Here is an 18631-nt window from a genome sequence, read left to right as displayed (position 1 = left end):
GGCGCGGTCTGGGACCATGCCGGATGGCCCACACTCTCGAAGCCCTGATCGTCCGACATGCCCGCCGCCTCCCGGTCCCCTCCGGACCCACCGGGCAAGGCGACGTCGCCGCACGGCAATTCGACGCCGCGCTGTTGTCCGTGGGCTTCAAGTTGTCGGCGGACCTGTGGGGACGGCTGTCGGGACTGGCCGAGGACACGGTCCTCGACATCGCCGCACGTACGCTGAAGACCGTCCGCGAGATGGTCGGCGACCACGTCCGGCACAACAGCTACTTCATCGACTTCCCGGCCCACGTGCCAAACACCCTCGAATTCTGGACGCGGTGCATCACCGAGGCGCTCGCCGACGACGCGTCGCACGACGACGTCCTGGCGCAGCTCGACACCGGCGTGGTCGACCTGCTGACCCTGCCGTCGTACGGCAACTACCGGCACACGTATGCCGAGATGCTCGCGGCCCACGGCGAGCTGATCGCCGCCGCGGGCGACCGCCTGACGATCCTGCACCTCGGGGGAACCCCGGACGAGGAGGTCACCGCCCTCTACCTGGCCCTGGCGGGAAGCACCACTCCCCTGGGCGACGAGGGCCTGCGCGACCTGGGTCTGCTCGCCGCGCACTGCGCCGCCGGCCCCCAGCCCGAGGCGATCCCGGTGCGGGAGAACCGCGCCGTCGTCAACCGTGCCCGTCTCGACCTCGGCGCGGACCTGCTCGTGGACACCGTCACCGACGTGCTCCGCCTGGCCTGCGCGCTCGCGGACGGCGATGTGGCCCTCGTGGAACCGACCCGGTTCAAGGCCCTTTCGCGCCCCGTACGCCGCGCCCTGCTCGCCGCCCTCGACGCGCTCGTCGCCGCCGCCCCGGCCAAACTCGCCGACGTCACCGCGCACCGCGAGGCCTTCAAGCGTCTCGGCGAGCGGCTCCACCCGCACGAGTACCCCCGTTGGCCGCACGCCGCGGACGTGTTCGCCGTGGCCCGGGGCGAGCTGAAGGCGCCGTCCCTGGACAGCCGCGTCGAGCAGTTGCTCGGCGCCGGCGACGTCACCGGGGCGACGCGACTGCTGACGGCCGCTCCCGGCAGGCTGTTCCGCGCCCTGGACCGGCTGCTGCGCCTGTCTGGCACCCAGGAGGAGCGCGACGCCGTCGTGGCCGCCGCCGAACAGCTCGCCGCGCGGGTCTCCGGGCGCGTCCTGCTGTCGGTCCGCGAGCACTTCCACAACCGCACCGACGAGTGCACCGCGCGTCGCGTCTTCGTCAACCGCCTCGGCCGCGCCTGGGTGGCCGCCGACACCCGCGCGCCGGTGCGGTCGCCCGAGCGCGAGCGGCTGATCGCCGCTCTGGACGCCGAGACGCGCCGCCGCCTCCCCGAGCCGGGGCACCTGCTGATCGACCCGGACGTCCTCGACGTCGCGCTCCCGCTCAGCGGGAAGGCGACGGCCGCCGGCCTCGGCGTACTGCCCCGCGGCTCGGTCTCCGCCATCGACGGCGAACTGCTGCGGTTCTTCGTGTACTGGAAGCAGACCCGACACAGCACCGACTACGACCTGTCGGCGCTGATGCTGGACGAGGAGTACGCGACGGTCGGCTGGCTGTCGTTCACCGCCCTCACCTCGTACGAGGGCGAGCACTCCGGCGACATCACCGACGCGCCCGACGGCGCCTCGGAGTTCATCAACCTGCGTCTGGGCGGTGTCACCGGGAGCTACATCGTCCCGCAGGTGAACATCTACTCGGGGGAAGGCTTCGAGCAGGTCGAGGAGTCGTTCTTCGGCTTCATGCTGCGCGACGCGGAGCAGCGGGGTCGTCCCTTCGAGCCGAGCACCGTGCGGATGAAGTCGGACCTGCGCGGCCCGGGCCGGGTCGCGCTGCCGCTGGCGTTCATCCGCGGGAGCGACGGCCGTTGGCGCGCCAAGTGGTTGCACCTGTACCTCCAGGGCGCCCCGAACTCCAACATGGTCGAGGGCAACCGGGTGTCCGTCTCGACCCTGCTGCGCGGCATGCTCGAGCGCGAGCACCTCACCATCGAGTACCTCGCCGAACTGATGGCCGACCGAGCCGCGGCCACCACGCTGTGGGACCCCGAGTCGATCCCGGACGGCCCCGTCACCTACATCGGCCTGGCCCGCCCGGACGGCCTGCACCCCGACTCCCGGATCTTCACCCCGGAAAACCTGCGCGACCTGATCCCCGCCTAGTGCTAACGTTGGCCTCGGCGAGGCCATGATCGGACTTCCTTCTCACTCCTTGAATAGTCCCTTCGCTTTCCTCGCCCTCGACTTGCGAGGCCGGGATGCCGTCAGGCACCCCGGCCTCGTTGTTTTTCCCGGACTCCCTCCCGGGCACCGTCCCGCAGACATCACCGACACGCGCCGCGTGGGTCGGCGCCGTGCGTGGGGTGCCTGCCCGGGGGATCTCCCTGGCGCGGGCGCTCGTCCGCCAGGGCCGGGAGCGTGTCGATGATGTCGAAGTCCGCCCGGAGGCCCGGGAGTTGCAGGACGTGCCGGACGAACGGGTCGACCCGGAACAGGCGCAGGTCGCCGTTGCGGGCGTGGGCGCGCTCGCGGCCTCGGGCCAGCACGGAAATGGCGCGGGCGCCGAGGAAGGTCACCTCCCCCAGGTCGACGATCACGTGCGGCCGGTCGATTCCGGTCAGGGCGTCCAGGGCGCGGGCGAGCGGGAGGACGGTGGCCACGTCGAGTTCACCGCGTGGGGTGATGACGAGGTGGCGTCCGTGCGACCGCGTGGACAGGCGCGGGCGGGCGAGGGCTCGGTGCGTGCGGGTCATGGCGGAATCGACCTTCCTGGCGGCGGGTGGGCGTGGGGGACGTGGCGGGCGGAACCCGGCGCCGTTCCGGGTACCGCCCGCCACGCCGGCGGGGCGAGGTGTCGGCCGACTCCCACCCCCGGGGGGTCTCGATGGGTCCGCATCGTCCGGCACCGCAACGACGCGGCGCCTGTGCGGCGTCGAGCGTCGAGACCCCCGGACCTGCCCCGAACCTGTCTAGGCGTGGCCGGCGGCGGCGAGCAGGCAGGGGAAGCGGTCGTTGGGTCGGCAGATCTCGCCGAGGTCGGGATCGTCGACCTCCTCGATGCCCGGTTCCACCCGCGCGACGTACGCCTGCGGGTCACCCGCGCCCTCGGTCTCGGCCGGCACCGGGGCGGGCGTGGCCGCCCGCAGGCGGCCGGCCCAGTGGTGGGCGTCCTCGGGTTCGCCCTCGACCCGGTGGTGCAGGGTGAGCAGGCGCATCGCCTCGACGGTGTCGGCGCCGGCGGCGTACCGCCACCAGAACGCGGCGGGTGCGGGCCGCCCGGTGAGGTACAGCAGACATCCGAACACCAACGCCCCTGCGGGAATGCGCCTTTGCACGAAATCCCCGAGGAGGGGGCCGGTGGTCGGTCGGGCGACGATCGCCTGGCAGAACTGTTCGAGTTCCGCCGCGGCGGCGTTCTGCGCGGCGTGGGCGTCCGTGAAACCCGCCCCGCGCGGGCGTGCGATGCCCGCGGGCCGGACCAGTGCGGCCACGAGTTCCTCCTGGACGATGCGGTCGGCCAGGCGGCGGGTGGCGGCGGCGGGGTCGTAGTCGGCGAAGGCCGTGTCCATGTCGCGTCGGCGCTGTTGGAGGGCGCGGTCGAGCGGGGTCAGGTCGTTCATGCCTTGGGTTCCCGGGGGTGCGTGGGGGTCGGTGGGGTGGGGGCCGGTGGGGCGTGCCGGGTTCGGTCGAGGGCGTTGGCGAGTTGTTTGCGGGCCGCGTGGACGTGGCTGCGCACGGTGGAGATGGTCACTCCCAGGTAGTCGGCGACGTCCTGGAGCGGCAGTTGCATCACCAGGTGCAGGCGGGCGCAGGTGGCGCGCTTGGCGGGCATGGCGGCGATGGTGCGGTCGAGGGTGTCCAGGTGCGGGACGAGGGCGGCCGGGTCCGCGGTGGTCGTGGAGGCGACGTCGGGGGCGCCGGGGGCGGTGAAGTCGATCGGTACCTCGAGGCTGCGCCCGCGGCGGCGGCGGATGTCGACGACCCGCCGGCGCAGGATCTCGTACGCGAGCGCGAGCGGCGGGCCGGGGTGGCTGACGATCTCGGCCCAGCGCCTGGACAGGGCGAGCAGGACGTCGGCGACCGCCTCGTCGGCGTCGTGCGGACAGCCCAGTTGTTTCCAGGCGTGGTCGGTCAGCGTCTGTTGGTGCTCGCGACAGAACCGTACGAAGTCCCCGGGCGTGTCGAGGACCGGGCCGCCCGGGGCGGGACGCCATCGACCGAGCGAGTCCCGGCTGCGGGAGTCCCGGTCGAGCGAGTCGCGGACGAGGTCGCGGCGCAGGCGGAGGTCCTCGAGGGCGTCGGTCAGCATGCGGAACGCGCGCTTGACCGGCGGGGCGGGCTCGCGCAGTACGTCGTCCCAGCGCCGGTAGAGCGCCAGGAGGACCTCGGCGACGATCTCCTCGGCCTCGGCACGCGATCCGAGGTGGTCGTACGCGAAGCGGGTCAGGGTCGGGTGGTGGCTGTGGCAGAAGGCCACGAAGTCGACGCGCAGGAGGTCCACCAGGTCCACCGGGTCCATTTCCACGACCGGGGCCTGGTCGGGGCGCAGCGGTTCGGTCATCGCCCGCCGCCCTTGCCGCGCGCGGGGCGCGTCCGCCGATGCCCGGAGCCGCAACGGTGGTTCGGCTCGGGGAACGCCGTGCCGCGCATCAGGGCACCGAGCGGCGCGCGCACGACGACGACCAGCACGCCTATGACCAGCCACAGTTGTCTGGCCTCGGGGCCGAGAATTTCGTTCAAGGCAGCGCATCCTTCCGTGAAGTCCGGCGCGGACCCTGCCGGGGTACGAAGGGCGTGTCCCCGGCGGCGTCCACGAGGCCCGAGGGCCTCTCACCCCATAACTCGCCCACCGGGCGTCCCGCGTCCAAGCCGGAACCGCAAAATCTCGCCCACCGCGCCCCAACGACCACACGTTCTCGCGCCACCAGGGGAAACGCCGACGAATGTATCCGCACGGCGGCGCACGCGGGCCTGGTCGCCGCGGAGATCCGCCGGATTGCCGGCGAAACGCCGGGCGCCGAGCGCGCATCGGCCGCCTGACCGTGCGGGTCGGGCCGAGTTGCCGGCTCATGTCGCGTCGGCGGCTCGGGGGCGCTTGAACGGCTCGGCGAGCTGGGCGAGATAGGCGTCGGGATAGTCGGGCTTGGCGGCCATGCCCAGGTCGTCGCTGGTGAACTCCCGTGCGCGGTCGTACGAGTGGGTCCCCAGCAGGTGGTCCCAGAGCAGCGTGAACAGACCGAAGTTGACGTCGCCGACGCCGGGCCACTTCAGGTGGTGGAAGCGGTGGCCCTCGTTCAGCGCCAGGACGTGCTTGAACGGGCCGACGCTGTAGTCGGCGTTGGAGTGCTGGAGCAGCAGCTGCACCGCCACGGCGAAGGCGAGCGCGGCCCCGACGGGGGTCGGGAGGCCGATGAGCAGGAGCGGGGCGACGCCGGCGGTGGTTTCGACGGCTTGGTGCAGGGGGTGCTTCATCAGGCCGTTGAAGCCGTAGAAGCGCTTCACGCTGTGGTGGACGGCGTGCAGGCGCCACAACGCGTCGATGTGGTGGCTGGCGTAGTGGGCGAGGGTGATTCCGGCGTCGGCGACCAGGATCGCGGTCAGCACTTGCAGCGCGAACGGCCAGTGCTCGGGCCACAGGTCGACGAGGGTGAGAGCACCGGCGAGGGCGGGGATGACGGCGAGCGAGGCGGTCAACAGGCCCTCGTTGACCACCGCGTGTGCCACGTCGCGACCGGTGTCGTCGCGGTCACTGTTCCACGGCCGGTGATAGGGCAGGACACGTTCGGCGGCGAACGACAGGCCCACCGCCACGAGCAGCAGCGGAAGCAGCCACACCTTGGAACGGCCGTCGGCCATCAGCGCGATGGCGACGGCGTTGACGCCGACCAGCATGAGCGGGACGTGGCCGTAGCGCACGAGGGCGCGGAAGAGGCGTTTCATGTCCGCCAGCCTCGCCGCCGACCGTACGGGAGGGCTTGAACGGATCCGCTACGGGTTCGGGTACAGCTCCGGACACGGATTCGGACACGGCTTCGGGCACAGCTCCGGACACGGCTTCGGCCGCAGGTCCGGCTACGGATTCGGCCGCCGGTTCGCCCAGCGGGTGCTGCCGAGGGCTTGCGAGGGTGTGATGCCGAACATGGCGCGGAACGTGCGGGTCAGGTGGGGGCTGTCGGCGAACCCGGCGGCGTGCGCCGCCTCGGTCAGGTTCGCGCCGTCGCGGGCGGCGTCCATCGCGGCGCGCAGCCGTGCCCAGCGCACCCAGGCCGGGAACGGCAGGCCGAGCTGTTCGGCGAACAAGTGCCCCAGTCGGCTCGCGGACACCCCTGCCCGGGCCGCGAGTTCGGTGATTCGCACCGGTTCGCCCGCGGCGAGGGCTTCGGGCAGCCGGGCCAGCGCGGCGGAGAGCGCGGGGTGTCGGGGCGACGATGGTGGGCCGAAGCGGTCCGCCGTCGCCGCGATGTCGGCGGTCGGCGTTTCGGGCCCGGTCAGGAGGTGGGCTGCGGCGGCCCACCTCGACACCGGCGCCGCCGCGCCCGTCGGCGCGTCGTACCCGGCGGTGGCGCGCCGATGCAGGGCCTGGCCGGCGGCACCGTCCGCGTCCAGGTACAGCGACCAGCCCTGCGGCGGCTCCCGTTCGTCCGGAGCGAGGGTGACCGCGTGCCGGGCCCCGGCGGGGATGACCGCCGCCCGTACCACGGCCCGATGCCGGCCGTCGTCGAGGAGCACCGCGCCCCGGGTGCAGACCAGGACCTGCACGGCGGCGTGCGCGTGCGCGTCGGCCGCGCCGAGGGTGCCGGTCAACGCGAGCACGCCGGGCCGCAGTTCGGCGCGGACCTGCCACGCCGCGGCCGGTGACGCGGACGCCGACACGCGGGGAACCGTCGACGGCGTGGGCGGGCTCATCGTGGGCGGATGCGCGCCGGGCCGACAGCGGCGGCGGGCAGGGCGGCGAGGTCCGGCGGGGTCGGCGCGCTCATGGGTACGTTCGCCCGGCCGGTGTCCCCGACCGGGTAGCGCCCGGTGCCCGACCCGCGCGCCACCCGGCCGACCGCGCGCCGGACGAATTCCCCGGCCACCTCGCGCGGGTCGCGCGGACGCACCGCGCGGGCGAGCATCGCTCCGTGCGCACGCACGTGTGTCCGCACCCACGGCCGGGACAGGACACGCGCCCGCTCCGGATACGCCCGCCCCCGCGTTCCCGGTCCGGCGGCGCGGGCGGCGGCCGACTCCGCGGCCGACGCGGCGTGTACGCCTCGAAGCATCTCCGGCATCCCAATCCCCTCCGTACACCGCCGACGCCCGGTCGCAACCACGCGCCCACGTGCGGTGGTTCGGCGGATTCGTCCGCGACACCCCGAGCACCTCGGCCGGTTCGCTCGGAGTACGCCGGGCTCTCCCGCAGCGCCGGCAACAGCCGCGAACGGTCGGGTCCGACCGTCAGTGCCCGAGTCGAGCCGGCGCTCCGCCTGCTCCGCGGCAATAGTCGTAATGTGCCGAACAATAAGTCCCATGCCGAACAATCAGGAAGGGGTTCGGCGGGGATACGGGTGCCGAGGATCCGCCGTGCGCGGGCGAGGAAGCCGGAGACGACGAGGCTGCCGGAACGGTCAAGTGGTGCGCGTCGGCCGGTCGCTCTGCCGGTCGTGACCGGCTTCGTGCAGCCGCGCGCCGCCGCCCTCGGTTCGCTGCCCGGCTCCCCGTCCCCGCTCTCGACGGGTCGCTCCTCGGTCAGTCCCGGACGGGGATCGCATCGCGGTCGTCGGTCCGGTCGTCCTGTTCGACCCGTGACGGCGGGCCGGTCCGACGCAGGACGGTGAGGGCGATGACGGCTGCGGCGACCAGGAGCGCGGCGCCGAGGGTCAGGCCGAGCGCGTACCCGTCGTTGAGGGCCTCGCGCGTGCCGGTGTCACCGGTACGGTCGTGTGCCGCGGTGCCCAGGGCGGCGAGGCCGAGCGAGGCGCCGATCTGGCGTGAACTGGCGAGCAGGCCCGACGCGGTGCCGGCCTCGTGCGGCGCGACACCGGCGGTGGCGATGGAGACGACCGGTCCGAGGCACAACCCGAAGCCGAGGCCGGCCACGATCGAGGGTCCCAGGACGTCGGTGGCGAAGCTGCCGTCGGGGCTGATCAGGCCGAACCAGGCGAGTCCGGTCGCGGTCAGGAGTCCGCCGGCGACCAGCAGGAGGCGCGGAGGGAAGCGGTAGCCGAGTTTCACGGCGACCACGGAGCCGGCGATCACGCCGAAGGCGAGCGGCAGGAACATGGTCCCGGTCAGCGCCGCGCCCGTCCCGAGGACGCGTTGCAGGTAGAGGGACGCGAAGTAGAAGGCCGAGGCCATGGCCGCGCCCACCAGGAGGTTGTAGGCGTTCGCACCGGCCACCGCGCGATTGGCCAACAGGCCGAGCCGGATCAGCGGTTCACGCGCGGTGGTCCGCTCGACATGGATGAACGCCGCCAGCAGCGCGACGGCTACCGCCAGGGTGGTCAGGGTGACCGACGAGGTCCACGCGTACCGATCGGTGCGCACGACGCCGAACACCAGCAGGGTCATGCCCGCCGCGGCCAGGACGGCACCGAGCACGTCGGGGCGCCCACCGCGCGAGGTCGGCGCACTCTCCGCGATGCCGCGCCACGCCAGGGCCAGCGCGCAGGCCGCCATCGGCACATTCACGAACATCACCCAGCGCCAACCGGCGTACTCGGTGAGCAGGCCGCCGATCAGGACACCGAAGGCACCCCCCGCGGCGTTCGTCGCGCTCCAGATCCCGAAGGCCCGGACGCGGGCCTTGCCGGTGGGAAACGTCGCCGTCAGCAGCGCCAAAGCGGCCGGGGCCAGCGCGGCTGCCCCGATGCCCTGTGCGGCTCGGGCGGCGACGAGTTGGCCGGGCTCCCGGGCGAAGCCGCCGAGGAGCGAGGCCAGGCCGAACAGGCCCAGCCCGAGCAGCAGCACCCGTTTGCGGCCGTACCGGTCGGCGGCCTTGCCACCCAGCAGGAGCAGTCCGCCGAAGGTCAGGGCGTAGGCGTGGATCACCCAGGTCAGGCCCACCGCGCCGAAGCCGAGACCGGCGGCGATCTCCGGGAGTCCGACGTTCACGACGGACAGGTCCAGCGACACCATGAACTGCACGACGGCCACCACGGCGAGCGTGAGCCCCGGTCGGGTACTCGAATCATTCGTCCTATTCGTCATCGCGAACCCCGTCCCCCGTGTTGCCGACTGTCTTTTCGAACATGTTCCGAAAGTAACATCGAGGCAGGCCGCTGTCGACCCGCGAAAAGCCGAGCACCCTCGGCCGACCCCGCACCGGTTTCGCGGCGAAACAGGGCGGGGCGGCATGATGGGGCGATGCCCTCACCGCTCCCGTCGCCCGTACCGCACGGCCGCACCGGCCGCCCGCCCGTGACCTCCCGCGCGCAGATCCTGACGGCGGCCCGCCGGCTCATCGACCGGGACGGCTGGGAGAAACTGACCGTGCGCCGGCTCGCCGCCGAGTCCGGCATCGGGGCGACGACCATGTACCACCACATCCGCGGCAAGGACGACCTGCTGGTCCTGCTGCTCAACGGCTACATCGAAGAGATCGAACGTCCACCGCTCCCCGACGACCCGCGCGAGCGCATCCTCACAGCCGCCACCGCGATGCACGACGCCCTCGCCTCCTGGCCCTGGGCCGCGGAGATCCTCTCGGCCGACGGCTTCGTCGGCCTCCTCGACGAGTCCGCACTGTGGATGGTCGACGCCATCGTCGGCGGTGCCCGCGACCACGGCTGCACACCCGCGCAGACCGTCCGCGTCTTCCGCGACATCTGGTACTACACCATCGGCGAGGTCCTCGTCCGCGCCCACAGCACCCGTGCCCGGGAGAACCACGAGCACCCCGCCTATCGCGAAATCTTCGACGCCGCCCGGGTCCCCCACCTCGCCGCCGTCGCCCACCTGTGGGCCGAGGAGGCCGCACGCGACAGCTACCCCCGGGGGCTGCGCGCCCTCGTCGACGGACTCCTCGCCCAGACCACGCCGACGAACTCCCGCGGCATCGACTGAGCAAGGCGGCGTGGCGGCACGGCTATGGCGTGGGCGTGGGCTCGCGCATGAGCGTGGGCGTGGCGGACCGTACGCCCCTCACTCGGACCGTGGTTCGCCCGTCGTCGGCGGGCCCGCCGATAGGCTCCCCCCGTGTTCGAATACCACGGCTGGATCACGATCGTCGAAAGCGCCGCGGTCGACGAGGACGACAGCCGGTGGGCCGAGATCGTCGAAAATCTCCGGCAGCGCGTCCGGGAGATCGCCGACCCCTACCTCCTCGACCTCCGATGGATGAACGGCCGACCGTTCATCCACATGGCGGGCTTCCCCAACCATCGCACCGCACCCGAGATCCTCGAACTCTTCGGCCACGTCGGCACGATCGCGCCGGGCTCCTACGGGCTCCTGCACCTCCGCGACGACGAAGACCCCGCTCACGACAACGACTTCCGCGTGCTCAGGCTCGCTCGCGGAATCGTGACCGAGCACACCGAGCCGCTGCTGTCGCCGTGCGTCCCGACCCTCGAGGATCCCTACGAGGGATGACCGGACGGATTCGCCACCGGCAGCCGCGTGACGGGCGCCGGCGGCGTCCCGTGACATCGAGTCGCGAGGATGGATCCGGGCCCGGAAGCGTCGTTGCCGGTTGCGGATCCACCTCTCCGGATCGATCAGACAGGTCCGTAGAGGGCATGGTCGGTGTCGGTGTGCAGTGCCCAGTAACGGTCGCCGTAGGACCAGTGCCACCATTCGGTGGGGTAGTTGACGAAACCGGCCGCGGTCATGGCCGATGCCAGGATGTCCCGATGCCGGCGTGCACGAGCGGGCACCGGGGCATCCATCGGGCAGGACATCTCGTCGCCGAAGCGGTGGGCGTTCACGACCCCGCCCATGTCCGTTTCCACGCCGTCCGAATCGGCGAGCGTGACGTCCACGGCAGCGCCGGCGCAGTGCGGGGCAACTTCGACCGGGGAGACGAACGCACTCGTGCGGCGCCGGAGTTCGGCGGGATCGGTGACACCGGACCTGCGTATCCGGTCCTCGTGGCGGGCGAATCGTCGTGCTTGCTCGGCGCTCTCGCGGTGTCCCTCCAGGACGAGAAGGACGTAGCCGTCCGGCAGTTCGTCCGCCGCGAAGCGCAGACGATCGAGCACGCCGGCCCGGACCCGACCGTACGCTCCGGCCTCGTCTCGCTCCCGGGGGTCCAGCCGTAGCGCCGTCACGGAGGCGACTTCCACCAGGGGTTCGCCACAGTCCCGAACCGGGACGGCCATGACGCGGGGATCACTCAGCAGGATCATGAGCAGCGAGCATAGGCGCGCCGGCACCTCGCCCTGGTCGGCGCCGGAACCGCGACCCGCCCACGTCGTGGCAGGGCCTTCGAGAACGGGCCCGGTCCAGGCGACGATTCGACCTGTCGGAGCCGCAGCGGCGCGGGCAGTTCGGGTCGCCGCTTCCTCGGTGGTCGGTCCGTTGACGTCACCCAGGGGCCTGTTATTCATATAATCCGCATATTCCTTCGCGCCTCGCGCTCCCGGCGTTGAGCCGATCAGGGCGACGCCCGGGCAGGACCCAACCTGCCCACAAACGGGCGGCGTTGGTGCCGCGGATGCCCACCTGCGCCAACCCCGTGCGCGCGCCGAACCGGTCGACGCGCGGCGATTCGCGAACCGTCCCCTCGGCGCACAGAGCCGACATCCGCCCGCGGCGCGCCCACCCGCCTCCGGCGCTACGCGATGCTCGCGGTCGCGGCAGCGACAGGGCCCGAGTTCGGGTCGACGGCGTCGTCGGTCGCTATGGCGGCGATGATCCCGGCCGCCCAGTGTCGCGGGTGGTCGTGGCCGAGGGCGGTCGACAGGTGGACCATGCGCGTGCGGCGTTCACGGCGGGGCATGCGCAGGGCCCGTCGCAGGGCCCGCACCAGGTCGGTCGGGGAGCGGGGGTCGGTGAGGAGGGCACCGTGCGCGAGTTCCTCGGCTGCTCCGGCGTAGCGGGACAGCACCAGGACGCCGGAGCCGCCCGCGGCCGATTGGGCCGCCACGTACTCCTTCGCCGTGAGGTTCATCCCGTCCTGGAGCGACGTCACCCAGAACACGTCCGCGGCGAGGTAGTGGTCCAGGACTTCGTCGAACGAGAGGTTGTGCGGGAGGTATTCGACCGGTTGCCAGGTCTCGGTGCCGAACCGGGCGTTCACGTCGGCGATGCGACATTCGAGCGCGACGCGCGTCGAGTCGTAGGCGGTGATGCCGGGTTCGGGTGGCGGGCAGACCAGCCGGAACCGGAAGCGACCGTGCAGGTCGGGGTCGCGCTCCAGCAGTTCGGCGACGGCGGCGACCTTGCGCTCGGGAGCCTTGACGTAGTCCAGGCGCTCGACGGAAAGCACCAAGTGGCCTACGGCGGACCGAGCGTGCCGCCCGCGGGACCGCACCATCGCGTCGATCGCCGCGCGGTCGACGCCCAGCGGATGCACGCCCACCCGTGGCGCCCTGCCGGTCTCGCCCAGTGTGTCCCGGAAGTTGGCGGCGAATCCCTCGGTCTGGAAACCGACCCAGTCCAGCGCCGCCAGCGAAGTTCGCACCTCGGCCGCCACCGGCAGCGCGTCGAAGACGTGGGCCGGTGGGAACGGCGTGTGATGGAACAGGCCCACCCGCAGGTCGGGCCGCGACGCGCGCAGCAGTCCCGGTACGAGCCACAGGTTGTAGTCGTGCAGCCAGACCGTCGCCCGCTCGGCCGCCCGGTCCGCGATGTGTTCGGCGAACCGGCGGTTCACCGTTCGGTACTCGATCCAGGCCGCGCTGTCGAAGCGCACGCGTTCCGGCTGCGACATCAGGGCCGGCCACAACGTTTCCTTGCAGGCCCGGTGGAAGTAGGCGGACCACACGGCGGGTTCGAACCGCTGCAAGGACAGCGCAAGGCCGTGATCGTCCTCCCCGACATCCGCGCCGAAACCCGGCGCCGGACCCGGACCCGCACTCGCACCCGCACCGACGCCGGCATCGACACCGGCTCCGGCCTGGTCCCCCTCCACCACCGCCCCCGCGACCCACAGCGCCGGGAACACCTCGGATCCGTCCGCGTGTTCCGCGCCGAGAACGGCACACAATGTCGGCAGGATCCCGTTCGGGCTGACCGGGGCGCGCCACCCCGTGGAGGTCCACACCCGGGGCGGCCGGTGATAGCCCACGACCAACGCGTGCTCCGGCTCCACCCAACCCAGGTTCCGTAACGCGGCGACGATCCCCGCCGCGCCGCGCCGTTCGGTGCGGTACACGGTCTCGTCGCCGGCCACCGCCCGCTCCAGGGCGGGCTCCGCGCCACCGACCACCACACCGTGCGCACCGATTCCGAACATCGACAGATCGTTGAGCGAGTCGCCCGCGACCAGCATGTCCGCCCGTTCCCAATCCAGCGAACACGCCAGGGCGGCCACCGCCGCGCCCTTGCTCGCCCCCGGGGGCAGAACGTCGAAGTAGCGATCGGCCGAGTAAGCCCACGAGCAGCCCAACGCGACCACCGCTGCGATGAGTTCGTCGGTCAACTCCCCGGGAGGCAGATCGAAGGAACACCGCCCCTCCTGCGCCACCCCGTCCTGATACCTCAGAGCGGAGAATCCGGAGAGCGCGTCGCGCACCCGGGCCGCACCGGGCCAGCCCGCGCGCAACCGGGACTGAAGATCCGCGACGGCACCCAGGTCCCTGCCGTCGGCCAGGCTGGCTCCGACATCGGCGACGATCCACCGCGGCCTGGGCACGAGCGGGTCGGCCAGCACCCGGCGCACCGAGGCAAGCCCGCGGCCGGTTGCGAAGACCACCGTGATCTCGGGATGACGCGACAGGATCCCGTGCAACCGCAGGCGTTCGGCGTCCGTACCGCCCAACAGCGTGCCGTCCAGATCGGTGACCAGGACTCTCACCACACCCCCCGACCGACCCCGACGCGCACGCCACGAACACCCCACACGCAAACGAGCGTCGATCGACCCACGCGGAACGCGCTCCGCCCGATGAGCCGGAGCATGTGGTCGACCGACGACCTCGAAACGCTAACACGCGCGGGCAACCATCGGGAGTACCGCAACTACCTGGGGTGATGCCCGAGTTGTGGCTCCCGGAGCGGCGGCACCGGCTTGGCCGGCGCAAGCCACGCGGACAGTTCGCCGGCATCCAGGGCCCCGCCCGATCCCGGAGCCGTGGCCGCCGCCGATCCGCAGGCCACTGCCGCTGCCAGAGACCGGGGCAGATCCCAGCCGGCGAGCAGTCCGTGCACGAATCCGGCGTTGAAGCAGTCGCCGGAACCCGTGGTGTCCACGACGCGAACCGGCACGGCGGGAACGGCGATCCGGTCCCCGCCCCGCGCCGCCAAGGCACCGTGCTTCCCGCGCTTGATCAGGACCGTGCCCACCAGTTCGCCCAACAACGTCGCCGCGTCGTCCGGCGTGCCGGCACCGGTGAGGCGCAGCGCCTCGTCGACGTTGGGCGCGAAGACGTCGACACACGCCAGGACTTCACGCACGGTCGGCGTCTCCAGTGTGACCGGGACATCCTGGCAGTCCATGAAGATCGACGTGCCCGCCTCCCGCACCGCACGCAGCGCCTCCGCGACCCCCGGGCCGTACCGCAGTTCGGGCAGTACGAGGACCCGCGGCCGGTGTACGCGCACCAGTTCGTCCACCGGGCGCGGCGTCATCGGGTCCTGAAAGCTGACCATGGCCCGGTCCGCGGTGTAGGAGAGCGCGACCGTGACGCTGCGCACGGGCCCCGGGTGGTGCCGGAATCCGGACTCGGGCAACCCCGCGGCCCGCGCCCCGGCCAGGACGTGCCGGCTGAACTCGTCGTTCCCGAAGTCGGTGGCCCACACCACGTCGTCCCCCAGCCGGTGCAGCGCCATCGCCGGGTTGAAGGCGCCACCCGGCAACATCTCGAACCCGCCGGCGAACGTCTCACGCCCCACGGTCACCGTCCCGGGCAGATCACGAAAGATCAGATCGGCGAAGTACGCCCCGGCAACCAGCACATCGCAACGAGCCTCGGAAATACGCATCCCCGCATCATCACCCTCGACCACGTCACGGGCATCGGACTCGGGCATCGGATGCGGAGTTCGGACTCGGGCATCGGACTCGGGAGTTCGGACTCGGGCATCAGACCTCGACCCTCAGGCGTCGGTCCGCTTCCCGGCACGCACGCGCCTCCGTTCCACGGACATGCACACGCCGTACACGTTCACGCACGCGAGTCGACAAGGCGCGATAACCACCCGACATCGAGCGCCAAACTCGAACACTCTTAGGCTAGGCTCACCTAAATTCGCTCAGCGATCGGTCGCGGATGCGCAGTCCGCGTACTTCGCCCTGCCCTGGAAGAGGGAGTTCGTGTCCGGATCGTCGTCATCCCTGGTGAAGAGACTCACCGACAAATCCCGGCTCGCCGCGGTCGCGATCACGGCGGCATTGGCGTTGACCGCCTGTGGCGGCGGCGGTGACGACAAGTCCGCGAACGATCCGCCGGCCTCCGCGGGACCTGCGGCAAGCGCCGCCGGAACCTTCCCGGTCACCGTGGAGCACAAGTACGGCACCACGCAGATCAAGGCTCAGCCGAAGAAGATCGTCACGCTGGGCCTGTCCGACCAGGACACGGTCCTGGCCCTGGGCGCCAAGCCGGTCGGTGCGATCGACTGGTTCAAGGAGAAGCCGTACGGCAAGTGGCCGTGGGCGAAGGACCTGTGGGGCACCGCGCCGCAGATCGTGGGCGAGCGCGACGAGTACAACATGGAGAAGATCCTCAAGCTCCAGCCGGATCTGATCATCGCCGTCTACTCCGGGATGAAGAAGGAGCAGTACGAAACGCTGGCCAAGATAGCCCCCGTGGTCGCCCAGCCCAAGGGCTTCGACGACTACGGCGCACCGTGGCAGGCGATGACGCGGCAGATCGGCAAGGCGCTCGGCAAGGAGCCCGAGACCGAGCAGCGCATCGCGGGCATCGACGCGCGGTTCAAGGCCATCCGCGCGGAGCACCCCGAATTCGCGGGCCAGACGGTGACCGTGGCCGACACCTTCGAAGCGGGCATCTACTCGGCCTTCGGCAAGACCGACCCCAAGGCGATCTTCTTCGCCGAGCTGGGGTTCAAGAGCAATCCCCGGGTGGACGCGCTCGCCAAGCCGGGCTCCAATGTCGTCAACCTGAGCGCCGAGCAGTTGGACGTCCTGGACACCGACCGGCTGATCTGGGTCACCTCCGGAGCCGAGCACGACGCACGCATCAAGGCCGAGCCGTTCTACGGCAAGCTGAAGGTCTCCCAGGAGAAGCGCGACCTGTTCGTCCCGTACGAGAACCCGGACATCGGCGCCGCGTTCTCCTTCAACACGGTGTTGTCGATCCCGTACGCGATCGACCGGATGTTGCCTCTGCTCACCGCCAAGTCCAACTGACGTCTCGTGGATGTGGAATCCGTTCGCCGGGAGACCGCGGTTTCCCCCGACGCGTCGTCGTCACGGGCGACGCGTCGGGTGACAGGGCTGGCAGTCGCGGTCCCCGTATTGGTGCTGTTGTGCTTCGTCAGTGTCTGGGTGGGCTCGCGCGACATCGCGTTCACCGAGGCCTGGAACCTGTTGTGGCACAACGACGGTTCCAAGGCCGCGCTCGTCATCCACGACTACCGCCTGCCCCGTACGGTGTTGGGCCTCCTGGTCGGGATGGCGCTGGGCCTGTCCGGGGCGCTGATGCAGGCGATGACGCGCAATCCGCTCGCCGACCCCGGTCTGCTCGGGGTGAATTCCGGCGCGTCGACCGGTGTGGTCCTGGCCATCGCGTACGCCGGCGTGGGTTCGGTCCTGGGTCGGCTGTGGTTCGCGTTCGTCGGTGCCGCGATCGCGTCGGTGCTCGTCTACGTGGTGGGATCGTCCGGGCGCGGCCCCGCGACGCCCGAGCGCCTGGTGATCGCGGGGGCGGCGGTGACCGCCGTGTGCTACGCGTTCGACTCGGCGGTGCTCCTCCTGGACCCGCGCGCGTTCAACGACTACCGGTTCTGGATCGTCGGCTCGCTGGCCGGCCGGCAGTACGACGTCGTGTGGGTGATCGCGCCGTTCATCCTGACGGCGATCCTGCTGGCCCTGAGCCTGGCCCGGCCGCTGAACGCGCTGTCCCTGGGCGACGACGTCGCGCGCGGGCTCGGCATCCGGGTCGGCCGCGTCCGGGTGCTCGGCGTCGTCGCGGTGATGCTCCTGTGCGGGACCGCGACCGCGGCGGCCGGCCCGATCGCCTTCGTGGGCCTGGCCGTTCCGCATGTGGCGCGCTTCATCGTCGGCCCGGACCAGCGCTGGGTCCTGGCGTACTCGATCGTGCTCGCGCCGATCCTGCTGATCGGTTCGGACGTCCTGGGTCGGGTGCTGGGATCACCGGGCGAGATCCAGGTCGGCATCGTCACCGCGCTCCTGGGAGGGCCGATGTTCCTGGCGTTGTGTCGCCGGCGGAAGCTGGTGGCGTTGTGACCCCCGGCCTGGTCCTGCGCGATCGGGGCGGCCGATTCTCCATCCGGGTCCGGCCCCGGCCGGTCGTGGTGGGCCTGGTGTCGTCCGCCGCGCTGGTGACCCTGATGGCCGTCACCCTGACCACCGGCGAATTCACGCTGTCGTTGTCCGAGGTGGTCCGGGCCCTGATCGGTCGGGGCACGCCCAGTGCCGACTTCGTCGTCAACACCCTGCGCCTGCCCCGACTGCTGACCGCGGTGTCGGTGGGCGCCGCGCTCGCGGTCAGCGGGGCGATCCTGCAGACCGTGTCGGGCAATCCGCTCGGCAGCCCGGACGTCATCGGCTTCACCAACGGATCGGCGACCGGCGCCCTGGTCGTCATCACCGTGCTGCACGGCGGCATGACCGAGATCGCCCTCGGTGCCCTCGTCGGCGGACTGGCCACCGCCGCGGCCGTCTACCTCTTGGCGTTCGGCGGGGGTGCCGGCGGATTCCGGCTCGTCGTGATGGGCATCGGCGTCGGCGCCATCCTGCTCGCGCTCAATTCCTATCTGGTCACCCGGGCCGACTGGCAGGACGCGCTGGAGGCCCAGCACTGGCTCGTCGGCAGTCTCAACAGCCGAGGCTGGGATCAGGCGAACGCCATGCTGATCGCCTGCCTGGTCCTGCTCCCGGTGGCCTTCGGATACACCCGCAGGCTCTCGCTGTTGGCCATGGGCGACGACAGCGCGCAGGCGCTCGGAGTGGACGCGGGCCGCACCCGACTGGTCATGTTGCTGGTCTCCGTCGCACTGGCCGCGGTCGCCACCGCCGCCACCGGCCCGATCTGGTTCGTCGCACTGGCCGCCCCGCAACTCTCCCGGCGCCTGGTCCGGTCCCCCGGCCCGGGACTGGTCAACGCCGCCCTGATGGGAGCCGTCCTGCTCACCGCGAGCGACCTGGCCGTCCAGCGCCTGTTCACCTCCGGTGTGCTGCCGGTGGGCGTGGCCACGGGATCCCTCGGCGGCCTCTACCTGATGGGCCTCCTCCTCACCGAGTCCCGCCGAACCCGGTCCTGACGACACGGGGCGCTGCACCGATGGGAGATCGAAGACCCGCCCTGGCT

The 18631-nt window shown here is 71.8% G+C and carries 17 protein-coding genes; 6 read left to right on the top strand and 11 right to left on the bottom strand.

What is annotated here, in order from left to right:
* Nucleotides 1-23: 23 nt before the first annotated feature.
* Nucleotides 24-2195 (top strand): hypothetical protein, encoded by a 2172-nt coding sequence (locus ACWCPW_RS12305; protein ID WP_449761491.1) that lies wholly within the window; start codon nt 24-26, stop codon nt 2193-2195.
* A 161-nt stretch (nt 2196-2356) separates the two neighbouring features.
* On the opposite strand, the gene ACWCPW_RS12300 is transcribed toward ACWCPW_RS12305, so the two are convergent.
* The 8 genes from ACWCPW_RS12300 to ACWCPW_RS12265 form a co-directional block, all read right to left on the bottom strand.
* Nucleotides 2357-2785, bottom strand: coding sequence for an STAS domain-containing protein (locus tag ACWCPW_RS12300; protein ID WP_449761490.1), 429 nt, complete (start codon nt 2783-2785; stop codon nt 2357-2359).
* Between the two features lie 216 nt (nt 2786-3001).
* Nucleotides 3002-3652, bottom strand: coding sequence for a hypothetical protein (locus ACWCPW_RS12295; protein ID WP_449761489.1), 651 nt, complete (start codon nt 3650-3652; stop codon nt 3002-3004).
* Complete coding sequence (locus ACWCPW_RS12290) at nt 3649-4593, bottom strand: sigma factor (protein WP_449761488.1); 945 nt, start codon at nt 4591-4593, stop codon at nt 3649-3651. Before ACWCPW_RS12290 ends, ACWCPW_RS12295 begins: the two co-directional genes overlap by 4 nt.
* Complete coding sequence (locus ACWCPW_RS12285) at nt 4590-4772, bottom strand: hypothetical protein (RefSeq protein ID WP_331772050.1); 183 nt, start codon at nt 4770-4772, stop codon at nt 4590-4592. Before ACWCPW_RS12285 ends, ACWCPW_RS12290 begins: the two co-directional genes overlap by 4 nt.
* Before the next feature lie 327 nt (nt 4773-5099).
* A complete protein-coding gene (locus ACWCPW_RS12280; protein WP_449761487.1) occupies nt 5100-5972 on the bottom strand; it encodes a sterol desaturase family protein in 873 nt (290 codons plus the stop codon).
* Between the two features lie 132 nt (nt 5973-6104).
* Nucleotides 6105-6905 (bottom strand): AraC family transcriptional regulator, encoded by an 801-nt coding sequence (locus tag ACWCPW_RS12275; RefSeq protein ID WP_449761486.1) that lies wholly within the window; start codon nt 6903-6905, stop codon nt 6105-6107.
* 29 nt (nt 6906-6934) lie between these two features.
* Nucleotides 6935-7306 (bottom strand): DUF3703 domain-containing protein, encoded by a 372-nt coding sequence (locus tag ACWCPW_RS12270; protein WP_449761485.1) that lies wholly within the window; start codon nt 7304-7306, stop codon nt 6935-6937.
* 457 nt (nt 7307-7763) lie between these two features.
* Nucleotides 7764-9224, bottom strand: coding sequence for an MFS transporter (locus tag ACWCPW_RS12265; protein ID WP_449761484.1), 1461 nt, complete (start codon nt 9222-9224; stop codon nt 7764-7766).
* Between the two features lie 156 nt (nt 9225-9380).
* On the opposite strand from ACWCPW_RS12265, the gene ACWCPW_RS12260 reads away from it, so the two are divergent.
* Together ACWCPW_RS12260 and ACWCPW_RS12255 are read left to right on the top strand one after the other, a co-directional pair.
* Entirely contained in the window at nt 9381-10079 is a 699-nt protein-coding gene (locus ACWCPW_RS12260) for a TetR/AcrR family transcriptional regulator (protein ID WP_449761483.1), read from the top strand.
* A 132-nt stretch (nt 10080-10211) separates the two neighbouring features.
* Entirely contained in the window at nt 10212-10607 is a 396-nt protein-coding gene (locus tag ACWCPW_RS12255) for an Imm7 family immunity protein (RefSeq protein ID WP_449761482.1), read from the top strand.
* A gap of 125 nt (nt 10608-10732) precedes the next feature.
* On the opposite strand, the gene ACWCPW_RS12250 is transcribed toward ACWCPW_RS12255, so the two are convergent.
* The 3 genes from ACWCPW_RS12250 to ACWCPW_RS12240 form a co-directional block, all read right to left on the bottom strand.
* Nucleotides 10733-11563, bottom strand: a complete 831-nt coding sequence (locus ACWCPW_RS12250) for a M15 family metallopeptidase (RefSeq protein ID WP_449761481.1) — start codon at nt 11561-11563, stop codon at nt 10733-10735.
* Nucleotides 11564-11790: 227 nt separating this feature from the next.
* Nucleotides 11791-13974: a trehalose-6-phosphate synthase gene (locus tag ACWCPW_RS12245; protein ID WP_449761480.1), complete on the bottom strand. Its 2184-nt coding sequence runs from the start codon at nt 13972-13974 to the stop codon at nt 11791-11793.
* A gap of 164 nt (nt 13975-14138) precedes the next feature.
* Nucleotides 14139-15101: a carbohydrate kinase family protein gene (locus ACWCPW_RS12240; protein ID WP_449761479.1), complete on the bottom strand. Its 963-nt coding sequence runs from the start codon at nt 15099-15101 to the stop codon at nt 14139-14141.
* Nucleotides 15102-15456: 355 nt separating this feature from the next.
* Between ACWCPW_RS12240 and ACWCPW_RS12235 the strand changes: the two genes are divergently transcribed.
* The 3 genes from ACWCPW_RS12235 (at nt 15457) to ACWCPW_RS12225 (ending at nt 18584) form a co-directional block, all read left to right on the top strand.
* On the top strand, nt 15457-16488 hold the full coding sequence (locus ACWCPW_RS12235; protein WP_449761478.1) for an iron-siderophore ABC transporter substrate-binding protein: 1032 nt from the start codon (nt 15457-15459) through the stop codon (nt 16486-16488).
* Between the two features lie 78 nt (nt 16489-16566).
* Nucleotides 16567-17547: a FecCD family ABC transporter permease gene (locus tag ACWCPW_RS12230; RefSeq protein ID WP_449761477.1), complete on the top strand. Its 981-nt coding sequence runs from the start codon at nt 16567-16569 to the stop codon at nt 17545-17547.
* Nucleotides 17544-18584, top strand: a complete 1041-nt coding sequence (locus tag ACWCPW_RS12225; RefSeq protein ID WP_449761476.1) for a FecCD family ABC transporter permease — start codon at nt 17544-17546, stop codon at nt 18582-18584. The genes ACWCPW_RS12230 and ACWCPW_RS12225 overlap by 4 nt, the downstream gene beginning before the upstream one ends.
* The last annotated feature ends 47 nt before the right edge of the window (nt 18585-18631 follow it).

The sequence above is a fragment of the Embleya sp. NPDC001921 genome (genome assembly GCF_053594475.1).
This window is presented reverse-complemented; position numbering and strand designations above follow the sequence as displayed.